This is a genomic window from Niastella sp. sgz303648, from assembly GCF_059587045.1.
The window spans coordinates 135768-158678 of sequence record NZ_JCAPSW010000011.1; the positions used below are offsets into that span (position 1 = coordinate 135768).

The window sequence follows — 22911 nt, forward strand, 5'->3', positions numbered from 1 at the left end:
ACAAACCATAAACAACAAACTATAAACCGGATTAAATAATGCGCACCTGGCAAATTCTATCCTTCTTCCTTTTCCTTTTTATAGCTGCCTGCAAACCCGGCAGGCAGCATACTTTATTTACACAATTACCAGCATCTGTAACCGGCATCGATTTCAGCAACAACGTCAGCGAAACCGATTCAACCCATTCGTTCATCGATGAATTTGGTTACATGGGCGGCGGGGTAGGCATTGGCGATTTCAATAACGACGGACTAAAAGATATTTTCTTCACCGGTAATCAGGTAAGCAGCCGGTTGTATATCAACAAAGGCAATAACCGGTTTGAAGATATTACTCAAAAAGCAGGCTGCACCACCAGCTCATGGGCAACCGGTGTAAGCATTGTAGATATCAATAACGACGGGTACGACGATATATACGTTTCGGTTTTTGGAAAGAACCTGCTGCAGCGCGCACCCAATTTGTTATTCATCAACCAACATGATTTAACGTTTAAAGAATCAGCCGCCGAATACGGACTGGCCGATACCAGCTATTCGACCCAGGCTGTTTTTTTCGATTACGATAAAGATGGCGACCTCGATATGTATCTCACCAATTATTTGCTCAGCAGCGGCAATGCCAATACCATTTATCCGCGTGATAACACAGGCAGGTCGTTAGCCAATGATAAATTATACCGCAACGATGGGTATGTTGAAAATGCAGCACATCCTGTATTTACCGATGTAACCCTTGCTGCCAACATCAAAGAAGATGGATATGGGCTCGGGGTGGTAGTAAGCGATTTTAACAACGACAACTGGCCCGATATATATGTGGCCAATGATTTTTTATCGAACGATGAATTGTGGCTGAATAACCGCAATGGCACTTTTTCCAATTGCATTGCCCGATCGCTGCAGCATCAAAGCTACAGCAGCATGGGAGCCGATGCCGCTGATATCAATAACGACGGATTGCCCGATGTGGTAACGCTCGATATGATGCCCGAATACAACGAACGCCGAAAGCTCACCTGGAGTGTAATGAACTACGAGCGATATCAGGCAGAACGAAACTATGGCTACGAGCCGGAATACATGCGCAACATGTTGCAGTTGAACAATGGTACCACCTCACCCCGGCCCTCTCCTGAAGGAGAGGGAGTGGGGGAGGCCCCTTTTTTCAGCGAAATAGGACAGCTGGCGGGCATATCATCAACCGACTGGAGCTGGAGCGTATTGATGGCCGATTTTGATAATGATGGTTACAAAGACATACATATTACCAATGGCATCGGACGCGATTTCATCAATGCCGATTTTCTGGAGTTCAGCTCTACGGTAATGTCTAGCACGAATGATATACAAAAGCAACGCACGCTCATCAACAACAAACTGGCATCGCTACACCATGTTGAACTGAGCAATTACTTATACCATAACAATGGCGATTATACCTTCAGCAATATAGCGCAACAGGCCGGGGTTGATGAACCCTCCATGAGCAACGGCGCTGCCTGGGCCGATCTGGATAACGATGGCGATCTTGACATTGTAGTGAACAACATCAATAAAGAAGCGTTTGTATTCATCAACAATACGAATCAAAAGAACAAACCACTAACCACACATTATATAAGTATACAACCAAAATTAAATGGCGCAAACCGGTATGCATTTGGCGCAAAAGTGTTTGTATACAGCAACGGCCACATGCAGCTGCAGGAGCAGAACCCCGTAAGAGGCTATTTTTCATCGGTAGATACCAAACTGGTGTTTGGATTAGGGACGGCCACACACATCGATTCAATAATTACCGTATGGCCCGATAATGAGTATCAGGTATTACGCAATGTAACGGCTGATACCACGCTTATAATAACACCCCAACCGGCAGGGCAGTGGCAGAAGGAATTTAACCACAGCACCCTTTTTTCAGACGTTACCCAACAAACGAATATCGGTTACCGGCATACAGAAAGTAATTTCAACGATTTTGGTGTACAGCGATTGCTGCCGCAGAAATATTCACAGCTCGGGCCGTTCATCGCTACGGCAGATATCAATAACGATGGGTTAACCGATTTTTTTGCAGGAGGCGCCTTTAATTTTTCTGGCAAACTGTTTATGCAACAACCAAACGGACAGTTTCAATCACATGCGCTAACCGACAGTATAAAAATGCAGGAAGATGAGGATTGTTTGTTCTTCGATGCAGATGGCGATGGCGACCAGGACCTGCTGGTCACCAGTGGCAACGTACAGTTTGAAGAAAATTCGGAGTACAACACTCCACGCCTGTACAGCAACAACGGCAAAGGACAATTTCAGTTACAGCCACAGGCCATTCCGCCCAACGTACGCCTGATTGCAGGATGTGCGCAGACAGGCGATTACGATGGCGACGGACAACCCGATCTGTTTATTGGCAGCAGGGTGAGTAAACGCTATCCGTTGCCCGGCCGCAGTTATATTTTACACAACAACAAAGGCCGGTTTACCGATGTAACCGCCACGGTATGCGCACCATTGCAGCGACCCGGCATGGTCACCTCTGCGGTATGGACCGATTTTGATAACGACCATCAAACCGATCTGATCATAGCAGGGGAGTGGATGCCTGTTCGGTTCTTCAAAAACAACCATGGCCATTTGCAGGAAGTGACTTCTTCCACTGGTCTTACCGATATGCACGGTATATGGCGCAGCTTGGCCGCTGCCGATATAGATGGCGATGGCGATACCGACCTCGTAGCCGGAAATCTCGGATTGAATTGCGATTACCAGGTAACGCCCGCCACGCCCATGGAGTTATATGCAGCCGATCTCGATGGCAACGGCAGCATCGATCCCATACCATTTTACTATATAAAAGATCACTCAGGCAAAAAGCATTTGTACCCCGCCATCAACCGGCGACAGTTTGCCGACCAGGTGCCTGCGATTAAGAAACAGTTTTTACATCATGCCCAGTATGCGCAGGCCACTTTCGACGACATTTTTAAAGACAAACCCAAAGACTCCCTGCTGCAATTAACCTGTTCAGAAACCCATAGTTGTTGGTTTGAGAATATGGGCAATGGCCGGTTTACCAAACACTGGCTGCCTGTTGAAGCACAGTTTGCGCCGGTAAATAGCATTGTGATCAATGACCTCGATGGCGACGGATATACCGATCTGCTACTGGCCGGCAATGAATATCAAACCGAAGTAATGACCGGACGATATGATGCTTCGTACGGTTGTTTTTTAAGAGGCAGTAAAGGCAAAACTTTCATCCCTGTTCCTTCTGCTCAAAGCGGTTTGCACATTTGCGGCGACGTCAAAGACATGGCCTTGTTATCAACCGCCAAAGGCAAAAAAATGATTATAACCGCCATCAATAATGATTCGCTACGGGTTTTCGAAATAAAAAAGCCCCAAGTGTATCACCGGGGCTGAAATAAAGCGATTCAATAATTGTCTGCCGCAATACGGTTTAGTTTGCAGCAGCAACAGTATATGTTGCCGGGTATAATTTTCTGAACAGTATGTAGGTTACCGATACCATGGTAAAAGCAATGATAGCATCGATGGTTGCCGCAAAGCCAAGTACACTTAATTTGGAAAAGAAGGCAAATATGATATCGAAAAATACGCCGGCAAAAACCCATTCTTTTAATTTAAGTAACCGGTTTGGTGTTAACAGCACTGTTACGCCCGATAATTTAGCCACACCGAGAATGTAAATAAAGTGCGCAGGGTAACCCAATTGCAAGGTGATGTCCCATACGATGGGATTTTTGGTCAATTCACAAACGCCGCTCGTTCCAAACCACAGGGAGGTTAATGCAATGCCAGTCCAATAAATAATTTTTGCGGTTTTTGAGTTCATCATATAGTTTGTTTTGAATTATTTGATGACGCAAAAATCTATTATAACAAGGGACCGGCTAAGCATAATCCGGTGAAGTGGACGAATTGAAACGTGGGTTAGACAAAAGGGCGGGGGTGTATACCCCCGGAAGTAGTCGCCATGTTGCCGGTATACTAATTTTTGTCACCCGAAACTGAATTCACGTATACATTACCCGATTTATCAACAATACAGGAGGCTTCTATCTCGTCAATATATCCGATATCGGTGTCGGCTGTAAATTTCCATTTCAGTTGGCCTGTAGCTGTGCTTACTGCTGATAAAGTGCCATAAGAACCTACGTACAAAGTACCATTGTACACAAGGGGACTTGTAAAGCCGCGGTCGGTTATGTACATCCATTTGGAAGATCCGTCGGTTGCATTCAATGCATAAATGATTCCGGAATTTTGTCCATCGGTTGCAATGTATACAACACCGTCAGATACTATCGGACTTGCATCCATTTGGGTTGAACCGGCAACAAAATTCCATTTTAATGTACCTGAACCGGCGTCTATTGCATACAAATTGGCTTGAGAATAACCAACTGATGCCACATAAACTACACCGTCTGCTACAGTAGGGCTCGACTCAAAGAAGCCAATGCCGGTGTATATCCATTTTGTACTTCCATCCTGGGTATTAAGGGCCATTAAATTGTGGTATAGATCGCCGATATATAAAACTCCATTTACAACACTGGGGCTTGCAGAAAAGCCAGCATTAAAACCAACAGAATCGTAGGTTCTCCATTTTAAAGAGCCAGTGCCCGCATCCAGGGCATAAACGTAACCATCCCGGCTGCCAAAATACACCACTCCGTTAACTACTGTGGGGCTCGAATGGTTGCCCGGTGAATATGTGTTTGGAGCAAACTGCACATATTTCCAATTTAAATTGCCCGAAGCAGCGTCCACGGCATATAGCGTACCATCATTGCAGTTAACGTAAACAACGCCGTTCACTACAGTAGGGAACGACTGGTCAACGTCGCCGGTAGGATACTGCCATTTAACAGCTTTGGTAGCGGTATCAAAAGCGGTGATCTTAGTAGAGAGGTTTGTATATAAAACACCATTTGAAAAAGCGGGACCTGATCCGGCCCCGGCGCCGGAAGAAGTATATTTCCAGTTCACCGAACCGGTATTGGCATCTATTTCGTAAATCCTGGTAAAGCCGGTTCCGGTTGATGGGTTCCAGTTGCCACAGCTTATAAATAATGATGCAGCAAGCGGTTGTACATATACAACTACCTGATAGTTTCTGGTGGCTCCATCCTGAGCCGTTACCGTATACGTAACTGCTCCTGAAAAATTTTGGGCGCTTAGGGCAGCCGGTGAAATACTAACCCCATTAAAAGTTATGGCAGGAACAAGGCTGGTAACATTGGTACCGAAAGGCACATATACTTTTATAGAATCAGACCCTATCACCCCTGCAATATCGCCGGTAAGGCCGGCATTATTGGCTGTTTTGAATACGAATGATGTGATGGACCGGGCGCTATCGGCCAATATTTTTGCTACAGCAGTGTAGGTTTTTTGGGTTCCATCATCCGCTGTTACAATATAAGTTACCGGATTGGCAAAGTTTTGAGGTGCTTTGCTGGCAGGGGAAATATCCTTACCGGTAAAAGTTATTACAGGGGTAAGGTTATTTGCTGAGGTTCCCGGCGGTAAGGTAAGTTTGATAGAATCCTGCGCGATTACTGCAATAATATCTGCCGGTAAACCGGGATTATCGCTTTGTTTCAGTGTAAAGGAAGTGATGTTCTTATCTGAAGCTACCCGGGCGGTATCCCTATTATTCGGTTTTTGGCAAGCTGATATTATTAGAATAATGGTTGAATACAAAAAAAGCGGTTTCATTTGCACGAATGAGGTATAGTACCGGTACCCCGGCCGGGATAAATGGTTGTTGGTTAAAACAGATTATAAAAATATAACCGGTTACTTTAATTTCATAGAGAACCCGTTTTTTTGTTGATAATTCGGTAATTCATGAAAATGAGGCGTTTTTGGCAGGAAATCTTGTGCGACTGTGTTAAAATTTCCCGATAAAAGGCTATTTTTGCGCTCCCCTGAAGAAATTTGGGGTAGAACATTGAATATTAGGACCGGTAGCTCAGTTGGATAGAGCAGCTGCCTTCTAAGCAGCAGGTCATTGGTTCGAATCCAATCCGGTTCACTTATAGCCCATTCAAAGAGTGGGCTTTTTCTATTAAAACGCACGTCCCGCCTGCATTTCCAATGATTTTCGGTATTGAATGAATTTAAACGAATTCAAACTAAATGGTGACCATTGCGGTGACCATATCGGTGACCATATTTGTATGGTCACCACTTAAGGTGACATTCCCAGAGGTGATTTGAAAAGGGTATTTCAAAACCTTAAATGCAGCAGTATGAATGTCAAACAAAACCTTTCCATCTTGTTTTTTCCAAAAAATTCCAAAGTCAATAAAAAAGGGCAAACCACCCTTTACTGCCGGGTAACGATAGATGGGTTAAAGGATGAGTTTTCAACCGGTATAAAAATAAGACCTGATGATTGGGATACGGAAGCTAAAACAGTATTTCCGGAAGCGCCCAATTATAAAACGGTAACAAAAAGTATTCATCAGGTTGAGGTCGATCTGGAACGACATTTCAATCTTGTGCAGGCAAAAAATGGCCTTGCTACTCCTCAGGCTGTCATTGAATGCTATCAAACCCCGATTAATGGTAATGATCTCAGAGAACAAAAAAATGAAAACTTCCAGTTCAGTTGTGAGCTGGATGCATTAATTGAAGAATACGTTGACCTTCACAAAAAAAGAAAACAGGAAATCGAAAGATGCCTGGACAGCTCTGAGAAAGCGGAGATATTCGATCATAAGAAGGCTACGCTCAAAAACCGAATTAAAGCCCTCGCAAAGAAAGGCCAAAGCCTTTTTGATAAGAAAGATAGGATTAAAACCCTCATGCTGGCAATCGATGAATATCTTCTCCATTTTATCCAATTAGCCGTAGCTGGGGAACGATCAGAAAATACTCTTGAAAAATGGATTGGGAGGAAAAAACGGTATTTCCAGTTTTTGAACTACAGGTTTCAGATTTCGGATATTCCATTAGAAAAACTGGAGTTTAAGTTTTTAGACGAACTGAAAACTTATGTCATGGTAAATCATAACTGTGAAGAAAACACGGCCACCAAATATGCCCAGTGTATCAAAGAAGTAATGGACCGGGCGGTTTCCAACAAATGGGTTACTGCCAATATCTTCACAACTTTTCAATGCAGCTATGGCGAAACTCAAATGAACTGGATGACTTTCGAGGATATGGTACATTTCTCAGAATTCAATTTTTCCAAAGAAAAATATAATGAGGTAAGAGATGTATATGTTGCTATGTCGTTTTTAGGTTATGCATATACAGACATTCACCGGGCTGAGCCTGAAGATCTCTATATTGGAATGGACAAGGAACAATGGATTACCCGAAATCGCCAAAAAACAGGGCAGGAAGAAACGCTGCCTATACTTCCTATAGTTAAGCGGATTATTGAAAAATATAAGAATCATCCCCTTTGTGTTCGAAAGAATCGATTGCTCCCTGTTCCATCAAATCAGCAATTTAACCGTTGTCTAAAAGAAATGGGAGTAGAAATTGGATTTAAACTGCTTACTGAAAAAAGAAAGGGAACGCATCGGGCCAGGTACTTTATGGTGAATGAAGTCCTGGATAACAATGGCGTTCCTATAAAAACCACTGGTAAAATAGCTGGTCAAAAATCCATTCGCACAACGGAAAAATATTTACGACCCAATAAAAAGCAGATCAGCAAAAACATGGCTATGGTAAAAGAAAAACTCTTTGATCAGGATGGCAATCTTAAAACTGAAAATTCAGAAACACAGGAACAAACGCAGGAAAATTTTACCGGCCTTAAAGTAGTTCATTTAAGGGTCCGCTAAAACTTGCCTGCTTAACCAGGTAATTTTAAAGCCGGTTGAATATGAATAGTATAAAGGCAAAAGAGATAGATATTGTGAGGTACCTTGCCGAATTAGGCTTTTTACCTCAAAAGGTCAGCCGAAATGACTATTATTATTTATCGCCATTTAGAAATGAAAGAAATCCCTCATTTCATGTGAATCGAAAAAAAAATGTCTGGTTTGATCACGGAGAGGGCAGGGGAGGTACAATTATCGATTTTGGGATCGCTTACCACAATATCACCATTTCTGAATTTTTGCAAAAACTGGAAAATTTTGTTTCTTTTCACCAGCATTCAGAAATAATAAAAACAAACTATTCTTCTTCATCATGGTCAGATGATGATGAAAATAAAATCGTAGTTTGTTCAGCCGGCCCGATTTTATCTTATCCTCTATTAGGATATTTAAAACGGCGACATATACCCATAAGATTGGCAAATATTTTTTGCTGTGAGGTGCAATACCGCCTATATCAAAAATCTTATTATGCTATTGGCTTCAAAAATGACGGAGGCGGTTTCGAATTAAGAAACTCTGGTTTTAAATCCTGTTCAAAGCCTAAGGGAATAACTTTCATTGAAAGAGGATTTAATTCAGTTGAAGTTTTTGAAGGATTTTTTAGCTTTCTTTCATTTCTGACAATACTTAAAAATTGGGAGCAGCTGCAATCAAATTTTCTGATTCTAAATTCTCTCTCATTTTTTAATAAAAGTCGAAACCTGATGGAAAAGCATCATGCCATCAATTTGCACCTTGATCGAGATAAACAAGGCATTTTGAAAACCACCGAGGCGCAAGCCAGTTGCCATAAATATAGAAATGCAAGCATTACCTATATACGTTACAAGGATTGGAATAAATTTCTGATGGAGGAGCCAAAGCCATATTTCTCTAAAATCAGAAGAAAACGATACCCAAAGAAATGTGTTTACTCAATAAAACAAAAAGACAAATACTTCGATTAGTTATATTCAAAAAATTATTTAAATTACAATCTATTCATTTTTATTTCGCTCCCCCTAAATCGTTTCTCCATTTTCTGTTATCAAATTTATGATTATGGATAAGCTTTTTTTATTCAGCAGAATCCTCGGAATTATTATGTTGGTAATAGGTTTGATCCTGAATTACATAATTTCAAGAAGAAGGTTTTACCGGCGTAGTATAACTGGTATGCAGGTTTTTCGTTCTTATGAGCATTCCTGGATAACCAGGTGGATTGAGGGAATTGGTAAATTACTGGCCTATGCGCTTATTATTGTCGGATTGTTGATGGTATTGGGATCAATTATGGTTCCTTCTAAAATAAAATAAAGCTACAAAACACTTCAAGTTAATTCCTTTCTTAAAAAAACTTCCGAGGCTCATATCTTACTCACATATTTAGTTATTGTACCAATTGAAATTTGTTGTGTTAAACAAGTTTCAAGATGGATAATTTTCAAGACTTAAATTTTGGCAAACGTCGGTCTGTCACAGTAGATCAGTTAGTTACCATTTCCGATTTAGAAAAATTCAAAACGGATTTGTTATTATCAATAAAAAATTTGCTTTCGGATACGGGAAGACAGGCTGGAAAAAAGTGGCTTAAATCTTATGAAGTTAAAAGGCTGATGAACATTTCCGCTGGCACGCTTCAAAACTTAAGAACAAATGGCACCCTCCCTTTTACCAAAATCGGTGGAATAATTTATTACAATTTGGCAGACATTGAAAAGGTCCTGGAAAGTAAAAAAAGAAAAATTGATAATAACTTATAATTACATCAAATTCTTTATGAATAGGCGAAGTTTTCATTCCAATCAAATGCCGCCAAAAATTGAACAAGTAAGGATTTATTTTTTGCAAAAAGGTATTTCAGAAACCCAGGCAGACCAATTTTATTTTTTTTATGATTCAAGGAACTGGATAAGCAGGAAGGGCAATATTTTTAAAAGCTGGAAAATGGCTGCTTATAAATGGATTACATCCTTAATAAGGAACAATCCCCAATTATTTAATCGGCATATACATTGATAAAATAAAAATTTGAGTTATGTATTATATATGCAAATTTTCCGAATCGTGGCTTCTTTATGATGGTGCTAAACAAACCAGCAAGCAATTAGAGAAAACGGAAGTAGAGTGTTTAAAAAAGTTATTTTCCTCATTGTTGGAAGATAATAAAATTTTACTGGCCATTGAAGTAAATACTATTCAGCCGAATAAACTGCTGAAATTATCCATTGCCGATAAAAATTCAATTCCGAAGAAATCGGAAGATAATCCTGTTAAAGCCAATTAGCGTATGCGGGCGAGAAAACATGTAAAAGTTGCTTGCAAGCCGTTTTAATGGAAAAATTTTCCATATAGTGGAAATGACAATGGCTACTCCTTTGAAATAAACTATGATAGTAGCCAAATTATAAAAAAGTTTCCGTGCTGTTTTTCACGTTTTTTAAAGTACACGGTCTCTTTGTAAAAGGCCAAGATTTTCTTTCCGAGCCTCAATTCACACTCTGATAAAATCGCTTTTTGCTACTGCAAATTTGTTCTGAAAATGATTATTGAAACAAGCTGGTCTATATCACCTGATCTGCTGAGCGGACTTTGGGTGTCCGCAGCAAGATGTATAGTTGTGCACAACTATGGCTTTGTACCGGAGGAATAAAAATCAATAAATAATGGGACGATGGAAATTGAATAATAATAAGGTTCTAAAATATGAGGTAAAAACCAGGGTTTCAGAGCCAACGTTCAGCAAACTGCAAGGCTTACTGGAAGAGAAGCCCGATTACGATATGAGCAGCCTGGTTCGGGACATTCTTGAAAATCGTCGCATAAAAGTATTTACGTATGACCAGTCCCTGGATAAAGTAATGGAAGAGCTTGCTTCGCTAAGGGGTGAAATAAAGGCGATAGGAATTAATATCAATCAGGTCGTCCGGCTTTTCAATACCTATCCTGAACCTAAGAGAAAGGAATTCTATGCAAAGATTGCATTTGACCAATACATTAGTCTAAATAAAAAAATCGACCAGGTTTTTAATATCATTACCAAATTGTCAGAAAAGTGGTTGTCCGAATGAGTTTGGGTAAAAACATACAAGGTGCGCTCAGCTACAACGAACAGAAAATCCGGCAGGGTACTGCCGAATTGATCATGGCTTCGCATTTTGGCAGAGATGTCAATGAAATGGGATTTTCAGAGAAGGTGTTGCGTTTCGAAAAATTGAACCAACTGAACACAAAGACAAAGACCAATACGCTTCATCTGTCATTAAACTTTTCGCCTGAAGACCAACTGACGGATGAAAAGCTTCAACAAATATCTTTTGATTATATGGAACGGATTGGCTTTGTCGATCAGCCCTTTTTAGTTTATAAACATTCAGATACCGGGCATCCTCATTTACATATTGTAACTACAACCATCCAATCTAATGGCAAGCCTATTTATTTACACAATTTGGCCAAGCGAAAATCGGAGCCGGCCAGGAAGGCGATCGAGATAGAACACGGGTTGGTAAAAGCTGAGGGAAGAAAGAAGGCTGAATACCTGGGCAATTCCCAAGATGTTTCCAATATTGTCAGTCGAGTAGTAAATGAGTATAAATTCACATCGCTGGAAGAATTAAATGGAATATTACGGCAATTTAATATTATAGGTGATAGCGGTGAACCCGGAAGCTTCTTGCAACAAAAGGGAGGTTTGATTTATTGCCGTATCGATGCAGCCGGGTACAAAATTGGCAAACCGATAAAAGCAAGCTCCGTTTACAAAAGTCCTACCTTAAGTGCATTAGAAAAGAAGTTTGAAAAAAATAGGAGATCAAAGCATCTCTATAAGGAAAGGGTAAAAAGTAAGGTTCTAAAAGCTTTGGCTCACGTTAAGTCACCAGCTGATTTTCTTCAGCGATTGAAAATTCAGGATGTTGCCTGCAGTATTAAATATAATACGAACGGTTCTATTGCAGACATTAGTTTCATTGATCATTCCTGCAAAACAATTTTTACCGCAGATGATTTTGGAATCTCTGTTTCAAATTTGCTCCCCAAGATAAATTATTTGCAAAGCCTACAAGTTAATCCGGGGACCAATTTAAAAGATAGTGTACAACAGCACACGAATACTCAGCATCAATCTTCGACTTTTCAGCAATTCATTATAAAGACACTTTTTTCATCAGATCAATATCAACCTGACATTTCTCCTGAATTCTTAAAAAAGAAACGGAAAAAGAAAAAGCGCTAACAACGAAAATATTTGGCCATATCATTCGACCCGATTCCACGGTTCGGCAAGCATTTTATGCAAAGTTCTGAAAACATACAAGCCCTTCAAAAAATACTCGACTTTATTCGATTCGGGAGTATCCTTTTGCTGTTCATGCATTATTACACTGCCTGCTTTTCTGCATTTCAGGAATGGCATTTGGCTGTTCCATTATTGAACCGAATCATCTTTAATTTATCACATCAAATAAGTTTTTTAAGCGGTATTAATAAACCGAAGCTTTTTGTGTTGCTGCTTCTTTTTATATCAATACTGGGAGGGAAAGGTAAAAAAGATGAAAAGCTGAGAATAGGGCCAGTTTTATTTACAATCGGTATAGGACTGATTTTATATTTTATTTCGTCATTGTTTCTTTACCTCAATTTCGAACCAATTTTCATAGGCTTACTGTACATAACTATAACTTCAATTGGATATTTATCGATTCTTCATGGGGGAGCAAAGGCTTCACGGTTACTTTACTTAAAATTCCAAGAAGACGTATTTAACGAGAAGAATGAAACATTTCCCCAGGAAGAACGGTTTTTGAGCAACGAATATTCCATTAATCTTCCTGCCCAATATAACCTGAAGGGAAAAATGCGAAGAAGTTGGATCAATATAATAAATCCGTTTCGCGCGTTCATAGTGCTTGGAACACCTGGGGCGGGTAAAAGTTACTTTGTCATCCGACATGTTATTACACAACATATTCAGAAAGGGTTTTCATTTTTTATCTATGATTTTAAATTCCCGGATCTTACACTCATTGCCTACAATACTTTACTGAAACATTATAATAAATACGAGATTACTCCACGACTGTATATTATCAATTTCGACGATCTTTCACGAACACACCGGTGTAACCCCTTGTTTCCCGAATCCATGACAGATATAACCGATGCAGCGGAATCAAGCAGAACAATGATGCTGGGGTTAAACCGTGAATGGATAAAAAAGACGGGAGATTTTTTTGTTGAATCACCGATCAACTTTTTCACAGCAATCCTCTGGTATCTTAGAAAATATGAAAATGGTAGGTACTGCACACTTCCCCATGCAATTGAACTGGCCATGATAGAATACAAGGAACTTTTTCCTGTCCTTTCCCTCGAGCAGGAGATCGAGGTCTTAATAAATCCGTTTATTTCTGCTTTTGCTAACTCTGCGCTCGAACAATTGGAAGGACAAATAGCAAGTGCTAAAATTTGCCTGGCCAGGTTGGCTTCGCCACAACTATATTATGTGTTAAGCGGCAATGACTTCACATTAGATGTAAATAAACCTGACCACCCAAAACTAGTGTGCGTAGGAAATAACCCTTCCAAGCAGCAAATTTATGGTGCCGTCCTTTCTCTCTATATAGAGCGCATGTTAAAGCTCGTGAACCGGAAAGGGCAAATGAAAAGTAGCCTTGTATTTGATGAGTTTCCAACAATTTATGTCAATAATATTGATAATCTCATTGCCACCGCCAGAAGTAACAAAGTGGCGACGACGTTAGGAATTCAGGATTTTTCTCAATTGAGGCAAAATTACGGGAAAGAACAAGCAGAGGTAATAATTAATGTAAGTGGAAATGTAATTGCCGGTCAGGTCATTGGTGACACAGCAAAAACCTTGAGCGATCGGATTGGCAAAATCATGCAGGAAAGGGAGTCCGTATCTATCAACGCCAATGATACGTCCGTTAGTCGATCTACACAGTTAGAAGCGGCTATCCCTCCCTCCCGAATCAGCAATTTAAGTTCCGGAGAATTTGTTGGCGCAGTGGCCGATGATCCTCAACAGAAAATTAAATTGAAGGCTTTTCATTGCGAAATTATAAATGATCATGAGGCCATAAGAAAAGAAGAGGCAGAATACCAGGAACTGCCTCTCATTAGAAACATTGATCAAAACATCATTATGCAAAATTATTATAAAATAAAGAAAGAGGTAAAGCAACTTATAGAAACTGAAATGAACAAAATAAAAAATGATCCGGAATTAAAAAATGTGATCGACAAAAGCAGTAAATCAAAAAGATCAAATGTGAGCATGTAAACATCTAATCACAATTAAATGTAAATTTTATGAGCAGAGAAATCAATCAGAGAAATTACCAGTATTTGACAGAGACTTTCGCTAATCTTGGCTTCGGGAATTTTTTTAATGATCAGCTTAAAGCCAAAATGGAGCTGGGCTTACCCGACATCAAGCTTTTGGGTGATAACGCAAAACCTAATGGTGAATATGTAAGGTATGCGCCCAACCTTTCAAAAAGTAAAAGCGAAGAATATGGGGATTATTATTTTCTCAATTCAATAATGGCCACCGCTCACGACAGCAACAAAAATGTAATAGCTTCGGCCGATTTTAAAATTTTCAAAAAAAGTGGATTTTCCATTCAGGAAATGGAAAATCTTCTTTCTGGTCGACCAGTGTACCGTGAGTTCAAAAACGACGCGCAGGATAAAGAGGGGAAATGGTACAGGTTGGATGTTTCGAATCCTGATGACAATGGGAAAGCCCCAATTATTAGCTACCCTGATTGGGTAACCAAACTGGATGTTGAAAGAGAGCTCGATAAGCTCAATATTATTTGGTCTGATAAAAACGAAAGGCAAAATGCGATCCGGGATTTAAAGTCTGGTGAAAGGATACCGGCCAGCACAAAGGAAAAGGGAGGAATTCAAAGAATTTCAATTGAAGTTGCACCACAGTTAGGGGGATTGGCTATTTTAAACAGTGAAGGGAAGGTAATAAAGTATACGAATTCTCAAGCTCATTCCATGCAAAGTGTTGAGGAAGTCAATCAAGTGAATGGTATTAAACCGGCTAATATGCAGGTGGTCGGTAACGAAAGCATTACTGGCGGAGTAACCCAGGCTACAATTCAGGTCATGGATGCAGTAAATAACGGGAAAAAGGAGTCGAAAGGCGGTAAACAGAAGCTTGGCTAAAACAATTATTATAGAAAACGCTGCCTCATAGCGGCGTTTTCTCCATGTGTGCATGGCACTTACATACATTAATGCTCAAACGTATTTTCTGCGCTTCGCTATATCTATATAAAAGTTAGTCAGGGAGATTTCGTTTGATTAAAATTCGGATAAGCCAGGGAATCGGTTCAAATTACGCATAAATACTTACATAAATACATCATAATACGTATTGTCAATTCGGTTTCCATTGCTGAAATTCGTACGCTCATTATCATGGATTCATTTTCTTCTATCGCCTCTATTTTCGGGCGGCTTTTTTACAAATACCAGTAACCGTAATTAAGCAAGGCTAATGATTAGTATTATTGTTACATGTTTAACTCTAAGTTATGCTTAATCGTTAAAACCAAAGCCAATATTATGGAGACTGCAGATAAAATTATCGATCTTGAGTGGATTTCCAGTTTGTATCAAGAATTTACTCAAGCACTTTCAAAAAGCCAGGGCGAGCAAATTCATCAGAAACTGACAGATGCAATTCTTATTTGCAAGACTTTCATTCAGAAGCTCCGCCAATATATCATTTCCAGACAGTTCGCAACCTCAAGTGAAGAAATTAGCTTTTTTAAACATTACAAACCAATGTTTTACAACCATTTGTTCTATTACTCTGAAGTTTTGGAAATTGAGCTCAAACGGCCTACCGGTAATAATCAGGCTATAAAAGATTATTATCTATCAGAAACTAATAGAATCAATCAAAATTTTGACAGGAACCGGGATTTCTATGCTTATTTCAGATCGGGGGCATGCCATCAGGATCAGCATTATTTTATTCGTAATAACAATTGTACTGTAATCTATAATGGGTTTTTAAGAGAGGTTGATCCGGATTTTTCGACTGGTTTTGACCTTCTGGTTGCAATTTATTTGTCGAATGAAAAATTAGTAAACTTCTTAAATAAGAAAATCGCTCAAACTGATAATGGTCCCACAGTCTTCGATATAACTGCTGAGGTACCCAAAATTACCTGGACCGATTCTAAAACTGCCCTGATTGAAGTTATCTATGCTTTCAAAGCGAAAGGTTCGTTTAATCATGGAAAGGCAACTTTAAAGGATATTACCGATGTTTTTCAAAAAGTTTTTGGAGTAGAGTTGACCAATCCAACAAGAGACTTCCAGGAGATCTTACGCAGAAAAATGGGGTATTCAATTTATCTCGATGGATTAAAAGAACGATATATCCAATACATAGAAGATATAGAGACACGGGAAAGGAGATGAACAAATTAACGAATTTCTGTATTAGCTTTTTTCTTGTTTGCGTTCGTGTGACGCAATGCTCGATCCAATTACCGCAATACTAATTTTTTTGCTGGTAACGTATAATGGCAACCGTATTCATATATTATATTATAGTCTTTATTTATTTCTTTATTTTTTTGTTATTTAAAAGTGTCTTTTTAAATTGTAGTATAATTAACTGAAATATTAATTGTGTTTCCGGCTGTAGTTACTCAGAATGTTCGGTTCAATATTATGGCAACTCCTCATCTTTTCTTATGAGTTAACCAATTGAAAAATTTGGCTTCCTATATTATTAGTAGCAATACGAATTACTTTGATAAATGTATTTAATCAAATTGTAATTAATTTATTATAATAATAAAAAGATGTAGGATGATACAAGCAAAGCAGGAACATAAGGAAATTGTTGTTGATATACTTGCTAACTCATTTCGTGACAATAAGAGTGTAAATTATATTATTAAGCAGGACAAAAAAAGACTCTTTCGCATCCGGAAATTAATGGAATATGCCTTTGATGTCTGCCTTTTATCTGGTTCTATTATACTATCTGATGATAAGAAGGGATGTGTTTTGATTCTATTTCCACATAGAAAGAAAACCACATTGAGAAGCATTTTATTAGATGCAAGGCTAGCGATTTTCTGTTGTGGTATTATGAATGTTAGTAAGGCCCTTAAACGAGAATCCAAAATAAAGGCATTACACCCAAAGCAACCATATAAGCATTTGTGGTTTATAGGCGTTAGTCCTGATGTTCAAAATCAGGGAATAGGATCTGCAATTTTAGAACAGGTTATTAATGATGATATTCCTGTTTATTTAGAGACTTCTACTCTGACAAATCTTCCTTGGTACAAAAAGCACGGGTTTGAAATTTTTAGCGAATTGGATTTAGGCTATACATTATTCCTTCTAAAAAAAGTGTAAATAATGCTGGTACCAGGAACTCAAATGCATATTGTAACATTTCTGTTTGTGTGTTTTGAATCTGTCTTATTCTTTTATCTGGTAATATATAAATTATCAAGACCTGGAGACAAAACGACGATATTGAACATTACACTGATCTTTTTATTAATTATTTTCAATCTGACAAGCGGTCTGCTCCCAGATCCTAATTTAATGGGATCATTCTTTGTACAGGAGTCAATTGCCTATGCTTCAGGTTTCATTGCCCCCACTTATTTTCCTTACTATGTATATAAAGCTTTTGATTTAAAAAAAATGAGGTTTCATGCTTTCAGAGGCGTTTATATTTTTTTAATCATACCTTATATATTCTTTGTTATTGTACTTGGCGTGACAAATGATTTGAATGCAGCAAACTACGTTTTGATAATCCCGGTATTTTATGCGCCGTGGGTAGTCTATTCTCTCTACAATGCTGTTAGGTTTAAGTATCAGCACAGTTTTAGTAAGAAAGAATCAAGAGAGGAAATAGCTGTTATGTTCTTAAGCATAACGCCATGGGTTTTTGAGCCAGCAATAGTTTGGTTAAGCCTGGGGCAAGTTGTTGAAGCAACAATAACAAATTTTGGATTCTTACTTCTTTTTTCATTCCATGTTAAAAGACATATAAAAGCTTTTAGGGCTGATCACCAAAGACTAATCGAGTCAGAGCAGCAATTAAGAAACTGGAACGCTAATCTTCAGATGGAGGTTGAAAAAAGAACCCGGGAAATAAAGTTGATAAGTGATCAGCGTGCAAATGCTTTTGTCAATCTGGCTCATGAGATTAAGACTCCGGTGACATTAATGAAAAACTACTTTGAAGAATATAGCTCAAAGCTTGAAGGGTCTGAAGAGTTATTAATCGTCAAAAACAGCCTCAACAAACTTTCATCAGATGTGCTCAATTTGTTTGACATAGAAAAATTCAACAAAGGACTGAACGTTTATAATCACAGTACACTTTCCAACTTTAGTGAATTACTAAAAAGTAGTTTGCTATTATTTAAACAGTATGCCCAAAACCGACAACTGGAATTGGAATACAACGTTGATGAAGATATTTATGTTAAAGCAGATCCTATGGCTTTGTATAGGATAATCAATAATCTTATTGAAAATGCGATAAAATTTTCTAATGAAAATGGCAAGATAGCAGTTTCTCTGCAAGTGTGCGATGAAAAAGTTCATTTCATTGTAAAAGACTTTGGTATAGGCATCCATCCTGATCGCTTAAAGAAAATATTTGAGCCATATTTCACAATTTCGAATCATAAAAGTAATAGGCAAGGAATGGGGCTAGGGTTGTCAATAGTAAAGAATGTAGTTGAAGAATTAGATGGTACAATTGAAATACTAAGTGTTCCTTCAATACCTCTGGGAACAGAAATTAAAATATTATTGAGTCAACACTTATCAGAAAATGAAATTCCCCTCACCAGGCAACCGAATGGTATTAATCAGGTTGTAATTAATAATGTCGTTAATGATAAAATTATTAATGATAATCAGCCAACCATAATGATCATAGAAGATAACCTGGATATGCTCAGCTATCTTTTGACAAAGATAAGTGGCAAAAATTACAATGTATTAGTGGCCGTAAACGGAAGCGAAGCAATAAAGAAATTGAGGGTAAGCACATTAATGCCTGAATTATTTATTTGTGATATTATGATGGATACTATGGATGGGTATCAGTTCAGAGAAATTATTTCAAAGGACCCGAATTATAACCATATTCCATTTATATTTTTAACTGCAAAATCAGACAAGGCTGATAAAGTGAAAGGCTTAAAGTTGGGAGCTATAGACTTTATTATGAAGCCATTCTCAATAAACGAATTGATGCAAAAAATTGAATCAATTATAAATGTGGCCGGCAAGAAAAAGGAACTGTTTTTAAATAGGATTTTAAAGACCAATGTTGAACCAAAGTCATCGCCTGACGAAAGATTTACCTTTAATTGTATACAGTTCAGGTTGACTCAACGGGAAATAGAAATTGTAAAGTTTATCGAAAAGGGCTGTTCTTACAAGGACATAGGAACTAATCTATTTATTTCTGATCGAACTGTGGAGAAGCATGTGCAAAACATTTTTAAGAAAGTTGATGTGGGGAGTAAGATTGAGTTGCTGAATAAGCTGAATTTTTAAATAAAAATTGTGGATGTGTCTATGAAGATGAATTTGTTGATATATTCATGATACATTACGATCGAAAGGAAAATATTATCGCCTGGGGCCTTTGTTTTTTCTGCTTTTAGCCATTTCAATTTTCTTCAATACGTCTTTTGCGGCCTGAAGTGTTCCAAAGGAAAGATGCGGATTTTCTGTGGCTGCTTTCAACCTTTTAGAAATATCGGCCCAGCTAAATTTTGCATCCGTTAACATAATAGGCATGGCAAAATCAATATCCTCATAGTATGTTAAAGCCTTTTTTGCCATTTCAATATCAATTTCCGGGTATTTTTTCTGAAAAGCCTGCAACAAATGGTTTAACGTAAAATTTTCCAGTAAGGTATACATATCAACAAAGTCTTTTAACCTGGTACCATTGCTATAAATAGCATTCAGTTTCATTGCGCCAATGTCCTCTAAAGAAATCATCCTGATGTTATCGACAATATTAATGCCATTGACCAGTGGGTATTGATGAGAAATAAGGTCAATTTTAATGTTATCAATCAAGCAGAAAACTGCATTTGTTATATGGCGAACCTCTTTGGCGTCATATTTTAAGACAAGATGCCCGGCAACGTCTTGTGAATTGAATGAAGTAATTGAGAAAAGATCAATGTCAATTGACTTGCGGTGACCAATTTGAAGAGAAAGGGCAGTTCCTCCAACCAAATTAAAATCCCGAAATTTATCATCGGACATCAGCGTTTTAATTAGATCCAGCGTCCTCTTCGCGACTGTTTTCGTGTGTAGCATGCTAATTCACCCTCTTGAAGGTTAAAATAGCCGCACACTTTGTCAATGATATAATCAGGAAGGTATTTGATTTCAGTCTTCAGCGCATTAATAATTGTGTCACCTCCGTAAAATCTTATGATCTCCTGCCATTCTTCTTTATTGCCACGTTCAAGTACCCGGGCAATAATACTCCGATACCCATTTTGCCAGTCAATTGCATTGTATTCCCAATCCCAAAAAAGGTATTTGGGGAGGTTTGGCTTTTGACTGTCTAAATTGCCCTCGTTGTGATTTGCAACTCTCATAATTCTATTAAAATTACGAAAATATCGTCCATCATTCCAATAGTGTGCGGTTTTAGAATATTTTGTTCATTTATCCCAACAAAAATGAATCAAGTGTAGGGCAATCTCTCAGAGTGTAAACTGAGGCTCGGTAAGATTTAAAAAAAACGAAATTGGGAGTTAGCTTTATTATGCGAAAACGGATTTAACTACATTGTATCGTTCAAGAAGAACCCTGGAAGTTTGCATTGTGAATGGTGCCGCTAAAGAGTTACCTACAATTGCGGGTTCGAATCCCGCCGTGCTCATAAATTGGTGTCACTACCAAATGGCTGCCTATCCTGTTGAAAAAGATTTTGGGCAATGGAGCACGAATACCGAACGGATTTGTATGACAATGCTATTAAAATTACAGCTGCTATATGAAACAAGTCACTGGATTTGAAAATCAATCATCGGGAAAGTGAGTTATGAACAACGAATGCTCCTGCAGCTGGATTATTATTGTAAAAGTTTAATCATGCAGCTATATTTGTCACTGTTTTCGCCCTTATCGATGCTGTCTTTCTATTGATTTAATATCTGGCAATCATCAAATCGTTCATTAAAAAATCTACCAATAAATAGATGTCCGGTAGAACAGAAAAAAGCATACAGTTGTCAACACTATCCGAAATTCACGACTGTTCCTGGAATTAGGAACAATTGGTTTCGGTGGCCCGGCTGTACACATTGTCATGATGGAAGAAGAAGTAGTGAGAAAACGGAAATGGTTTTCACAAGAACATTTTTGGGATTTAGTTGGAGCTACCAATATAATCCCGGGCCCTAATTCTACAGAAATGACTATGCATTGTGGGCATGAAAGGGCTTATAGTGGCCGGTATTTGCTTTATACTTCCGGCTGTTATCATTACCGCTGTGTTTGCATATTTATACCAGCAATATGGCAAACTGCCACAAGTCGAACCATTTGTTTATGGTATCAAACCTGCCATTATTGGAGTGATTGTTTCGCTGATGATTTCTTTAGACAGAAAAGCACTCAAATCGGTTGAGCTGGCCGTTATAGGTATTGTAGCAGCCATTTTGGTGTTGGCTGGCATAAATGAAATTTATATACTTTTTGGTGCAGGCCTATTAGGGATGCTGATTTACTTATTAAAAAACAACGTTCTGTTGCTATCATTTTAGCGGTATGCATTGAGATGGGCAGAGCCTCCCTTACAGATTGGAAAACGATAATAATTGCTATTGCAGGGTTGGTGGTCAGTATTAGATTCAGAAAACTCAATGGTGCATTGGTGGTATTGGGAGGTGCGGGAAAATCTTTTGGCAGGCACCATTTGTTTCAGCGTAATTTCACCTAAAAAAACATGGGAAGGAAGCTTTGGCGGATTAACTTGTGCTCTTATCGTTGCCTATGTCGATTCTTATTTTTTTACAAACATATCCGCAATCAACTGGTTGGTCGTTGTTTTAATTATAATAGTTACAGGTACTTATGGCGATTTGATCAAATCGCTTATGAAACGAAGCCTTAATGTGAAAGATTCAGGAACTATTTTGCCGGGGCATGGTGGTATGCTCGACCGGTTTGACTCCTTGCTGGCTAATAAAGGCTAATACTTATCTGCAACTGGCCGAACATTACCATACACAACTAATGGATACACAAAAAGGGTTTGAATAATGAACCTTCTTATTAGTGTTTCAGTAATCTTCGTTCTATTTCCCATCTTTCCAAAAAATCCAGAGCTTCATTATCAGTAAGATTATAGAATGAATCGTATGCCTGCGACACAGCGTAGAAACGAGCAGGTGTTTCCAGAATGATCACTTCATCGGCTTCCTGCTCCAATTCTTTTTCCTTGCTTTCAGTTGCAACCGGTGCGGCCACTACAATTTTTGCTGCCTCTTTCTTTTTACACATTTTAATAGCAGCAAAAATTGTAGCACCGGTGGCAATACCATCATCTGTAATAATGACGATTTTGTTTTTTATATCCGGCAGGGGCTGGCCTTTGCGGAGCGTTTGTTTTCTTCTCTCGATCTCCTGGCGTTGTTGGTCCTCTATTTCATCCATCATTTCCTGTGATAATTCTGATTTGGCAGAAGGGGTATAAAAAACAGAGCCATCTTCTGCAATAGCGCCGAAAGCATACTCCGTGTTATACGGGTGGCCGAGTTTGCGCACAATTAAAAGCGATAATCCGGCATTCAGGTTTTTGGCTATATAGTAAGCAGTTTCGGCGCCTCCCCTTGGAATACCTAATACAATCACTTCTTTGTTTTTATATTTTTCCAGCGCTTTAGCCAGTTGTAAAGCGGCTTCTTTTCGGTTTACAAACATGGGGATGTTATTAAGTTAAGTAATGTTCAGGATGCTATTTA

General features: G+C 38.7%; 18 protein-coding genes, 1 tRNA gene and 1 pseudogene. 15 read left to right on the forward strand and 5 right to left on the reverse strand.

Annotated features, from left to right (window positions below; all coding sequences use genetic code 11):
* Window positions 1–38: 38 nt before the first annotated feature.
* Complete coding sequence (locus tag AC59IL_RS27500) at window positions 39–3428, forward strand: VCBS repeat-containing protein (RefSeq protein ID WP_496555438.1); 3390 nt, start codon at window positions 39–41, stop codon at window positions 3426–3428.
* Window positions 3429–3465: 37 nt separating this feature from the next.
* Here the strand turns inward: AC59IL_RS27500 and AC59IL_RS27505 are convergent, their stop codons facing one another.
* Window positions 3466–3864 (reverse strand): DoxX family protein, encoded by a 399-nt coding sequence (locus AC59IL_RS27505; RefSeq protein WP_496555439.1) that lies wholly within the window; start codon window positions 3862–3864, stop codon window positions 3466–3468.
* A 152-nt stretch (window positions 3865–4016) separates the two neighbouring features.
* Window positions 4017–5753 carry an outer membrane protein assembly factor BamB family protein gene (locus AC59IL_RS27510; protein ID WP_496555440.1) on the reverse strand — a complete coding sequence of 579 codons (1737 nt, stop codon included), beginning with the start codon at window positions 5751–5753 and terminating at the stop codon, window positions 4017–4019.
* Window positions 5754–5998: 245 nt separating this feature from the next.
* Here AC59IL_RS27510 and AC59IL_RS27515 point away from each other — a divergent pair.
* From AC59IL_RS27515 to AC59IL_RS27570, 12 genes are all read left to right on the forward strand, one after another.
* Window positions 5999–6072: transfer RNA gene (locus AC59IL_RS27515), tRNA-Arg, on the forward strand.
* 217 nt (window positions 6073–6289) lie between these two features.
* A complete protein-coding gene (locus tag AC59IL_RS27520) occupies window positions 6290–7843 on the forward strand; it encodes a phage integrase SAM-like domain-containing protein (protein ID WP_496555441.1) in 1554 nt (517 codons plus the stop codon).
* A 41-nt stretch (window positions 7844–7884) separates the two neighbouring features.
* Window positions 7885–8832 (forward strand): DUF8464 domain-containing protein, encoded by a 948-nt coding sequence (locus tag AC59IL_RS27525; RefSeq protein ID WP_496555442.1) that lies wholly within the window; start codon window positions 7885–7887, stop codon window positions 8830–8832.
* A gap of 465 nt (window positions 8833–9297) precedes the next feature.
* A complete protein-coding gene (locus AC59IL_RS27530) occupies window positions 9298–9627 on the forward strand; it encodes a helix-turn-helix domain-containing protein (RefSeq protein WP_496555443.1) in 330 nt (109 codons plus the stop codon).
* Window positions 9628–9902: 275 nt separating this feature from the next.
* Entirely contained in the window at window positions 9903–10151 is a 249-nt protein-coding gene (locus AC59IL_RS27535) for a hypothetical protein (protein WP_496555444.1), read from the forward strand.
* Window positions 10152–10530: 379 nt separating this feature from the next.
* Window positions 10531–10935, forward strand: coding sequence for a plasmid mobilization protein (locus tag AC59IL_RS27540; RefSeq protein WP_496555445.1), 405 nt, complete (start codon window positions 10531–10533; stop codon window positions 10933–10935).
* The gene (locus tag AC59IL_RS27545) at window positions 10932–12101 is read left to right on the forward strand and encodes a relaxase/mobilization nuclease domain-containing protein (protein WP_496555446.1); all 1170 of its coding nucleotides are present in this window, start codon (window positions 10932–10934) and stop codon (window positions 12099–12101) included. The genes AC59IL_RS27540 and AC59IL_RS27545 overlap by 4 nt, the downstream gene beginning before the upstream one ends.
* A gap of 12 nt (window positions 12102–12113) precedes the next feature.
* Window positions 12114–14171, forward strand: a complete 2058-nt coding sequence (gene mobC, locus AC59IL_RS27550) for a conjugal transfer protein MobC (RefSeq protein ID WP_496555447.1) — start codon at window positions 12114–12116, stop codon at window positions 14169–14171.
* Between the two features lie 29 nt (window positions 14172–14200).
* Window positions 14201–15070, forward strand: a complete 870-nt coding sequence (locus AC59IL_RS27555) for a hypothetical protein (protein ID WP_496555448.1) — start codon at window positions 14201–14203, stop codon at window positions 15068–15070.
* Window positions 15071–15472: 402 nt separating this feature from the next.
* Window positions 15473–16339, forward strand: coding sequence for an RteC domain-containing protein (locus tag AC59IL_RS27560; protein WP_496555449.1), 867 nt, complete (start codon window positions 15473–15475; stop codon window positions 16337–16339).
* A 396-nt stretch (window positions 16340–16735) separates the two neighbouring features.
* Window positions 16736–17293, forward strand: a complete 558-nt coding sequence (locus tag AC59IL_RS27565) for a GNAT family N-acetyltransferase (protein WP_496555450.1) — start codon at window positions 16736–16738, stop codon at window positions 17291–17293.
* Between the two features lie 123 nt (window positions 17294–17416).
* On the forward strand, window positions 17417–19471 hold the full coding sequence (locus AC59IL_RS27570) for an ATP-binding response regulator (RefSeq protein ID WP_496555451.1): 2055 nt from the start codon (window positions 17417–17419) through the stop codon (window positions 19469–19471).
* A 75-nt stretch (window positions 19472–19546) separates the two neighbouring features.
* Here the strand turns inward: AC59IL_RS27570 and AC59IL_RS27575 are convergent, their stop codons facing one another.
* Both AC59IL_RS27575 and AC59IL_RS27580 read right to left on the reverse strand, forming a co-directional pair.
* Window positions 19547–20197 (reverse strand): nucleotidyl transferase AbiEii/AbiGii toxin family protein, encoded by a 651-nt coding sequence (locus AC59IL_RS27575; RefSeq protein ID WP_496555452.1) that lies wholly within the window; start codon window positions 20195–20197, stop codon window positions 19547–19549.
* Between the two features lie 11 nt (window positions 20198–20208).
* Window positions 20209–20538, reverse strand: a complete 330-nt coding sequence (locus AC59IL_RS27580; RefSeq protein WP_496555453.1) for a DUF6922 domain-containing protein — start codon at window positions 20536–20538, stop codon at window positions 20209–20211.
* Window positions 20539–21257: 719 nt separating this feature from the next.
* Here AC59IL_RS27580 and AC59IL_RS27585 point away from each other — a divergent pair.
* Both AC59IL_RS27585 and AC59IL_RS27590 read left to right on the forward strand, forming a co-directional pair.
* Window positions 21258–21711, forward strand: a pseudogene (locus AC59IL_RS27585) (chromate transporter).
* Between the two features lie 99 nt (window positions 21712–21810).
* The gene (locus AC59IL_RS27590) at window positions 21811–22143 is read left to right on the forward strand and encodes a phosphatidate cytidylyltransferase (RefSeq protein ID WP_496555546.1); all 333 of its coding nucleotides are present in this window, start codon (window positions 21811–21813) and stop codon (window positions 22141–22143) included.
* 79 nt (window positions 22144–22222) lie between these two features.
* On the opposite strand, the gene AC59IL_RS27595 is transcribed toward AC59IL_RS27590, so the two are convergent.
* A complete protein-coding gene (locus tag AC59IL_RS27595; protein ID WP_496555454.1) occupies window positions 22223–22870 on the reverse strand; it encodes a phosphoribosyltransferase in 648 nt (215 codons plus the stop codon).
* Window positions 22871–22911: the final 41 nt, after the last annotated feature.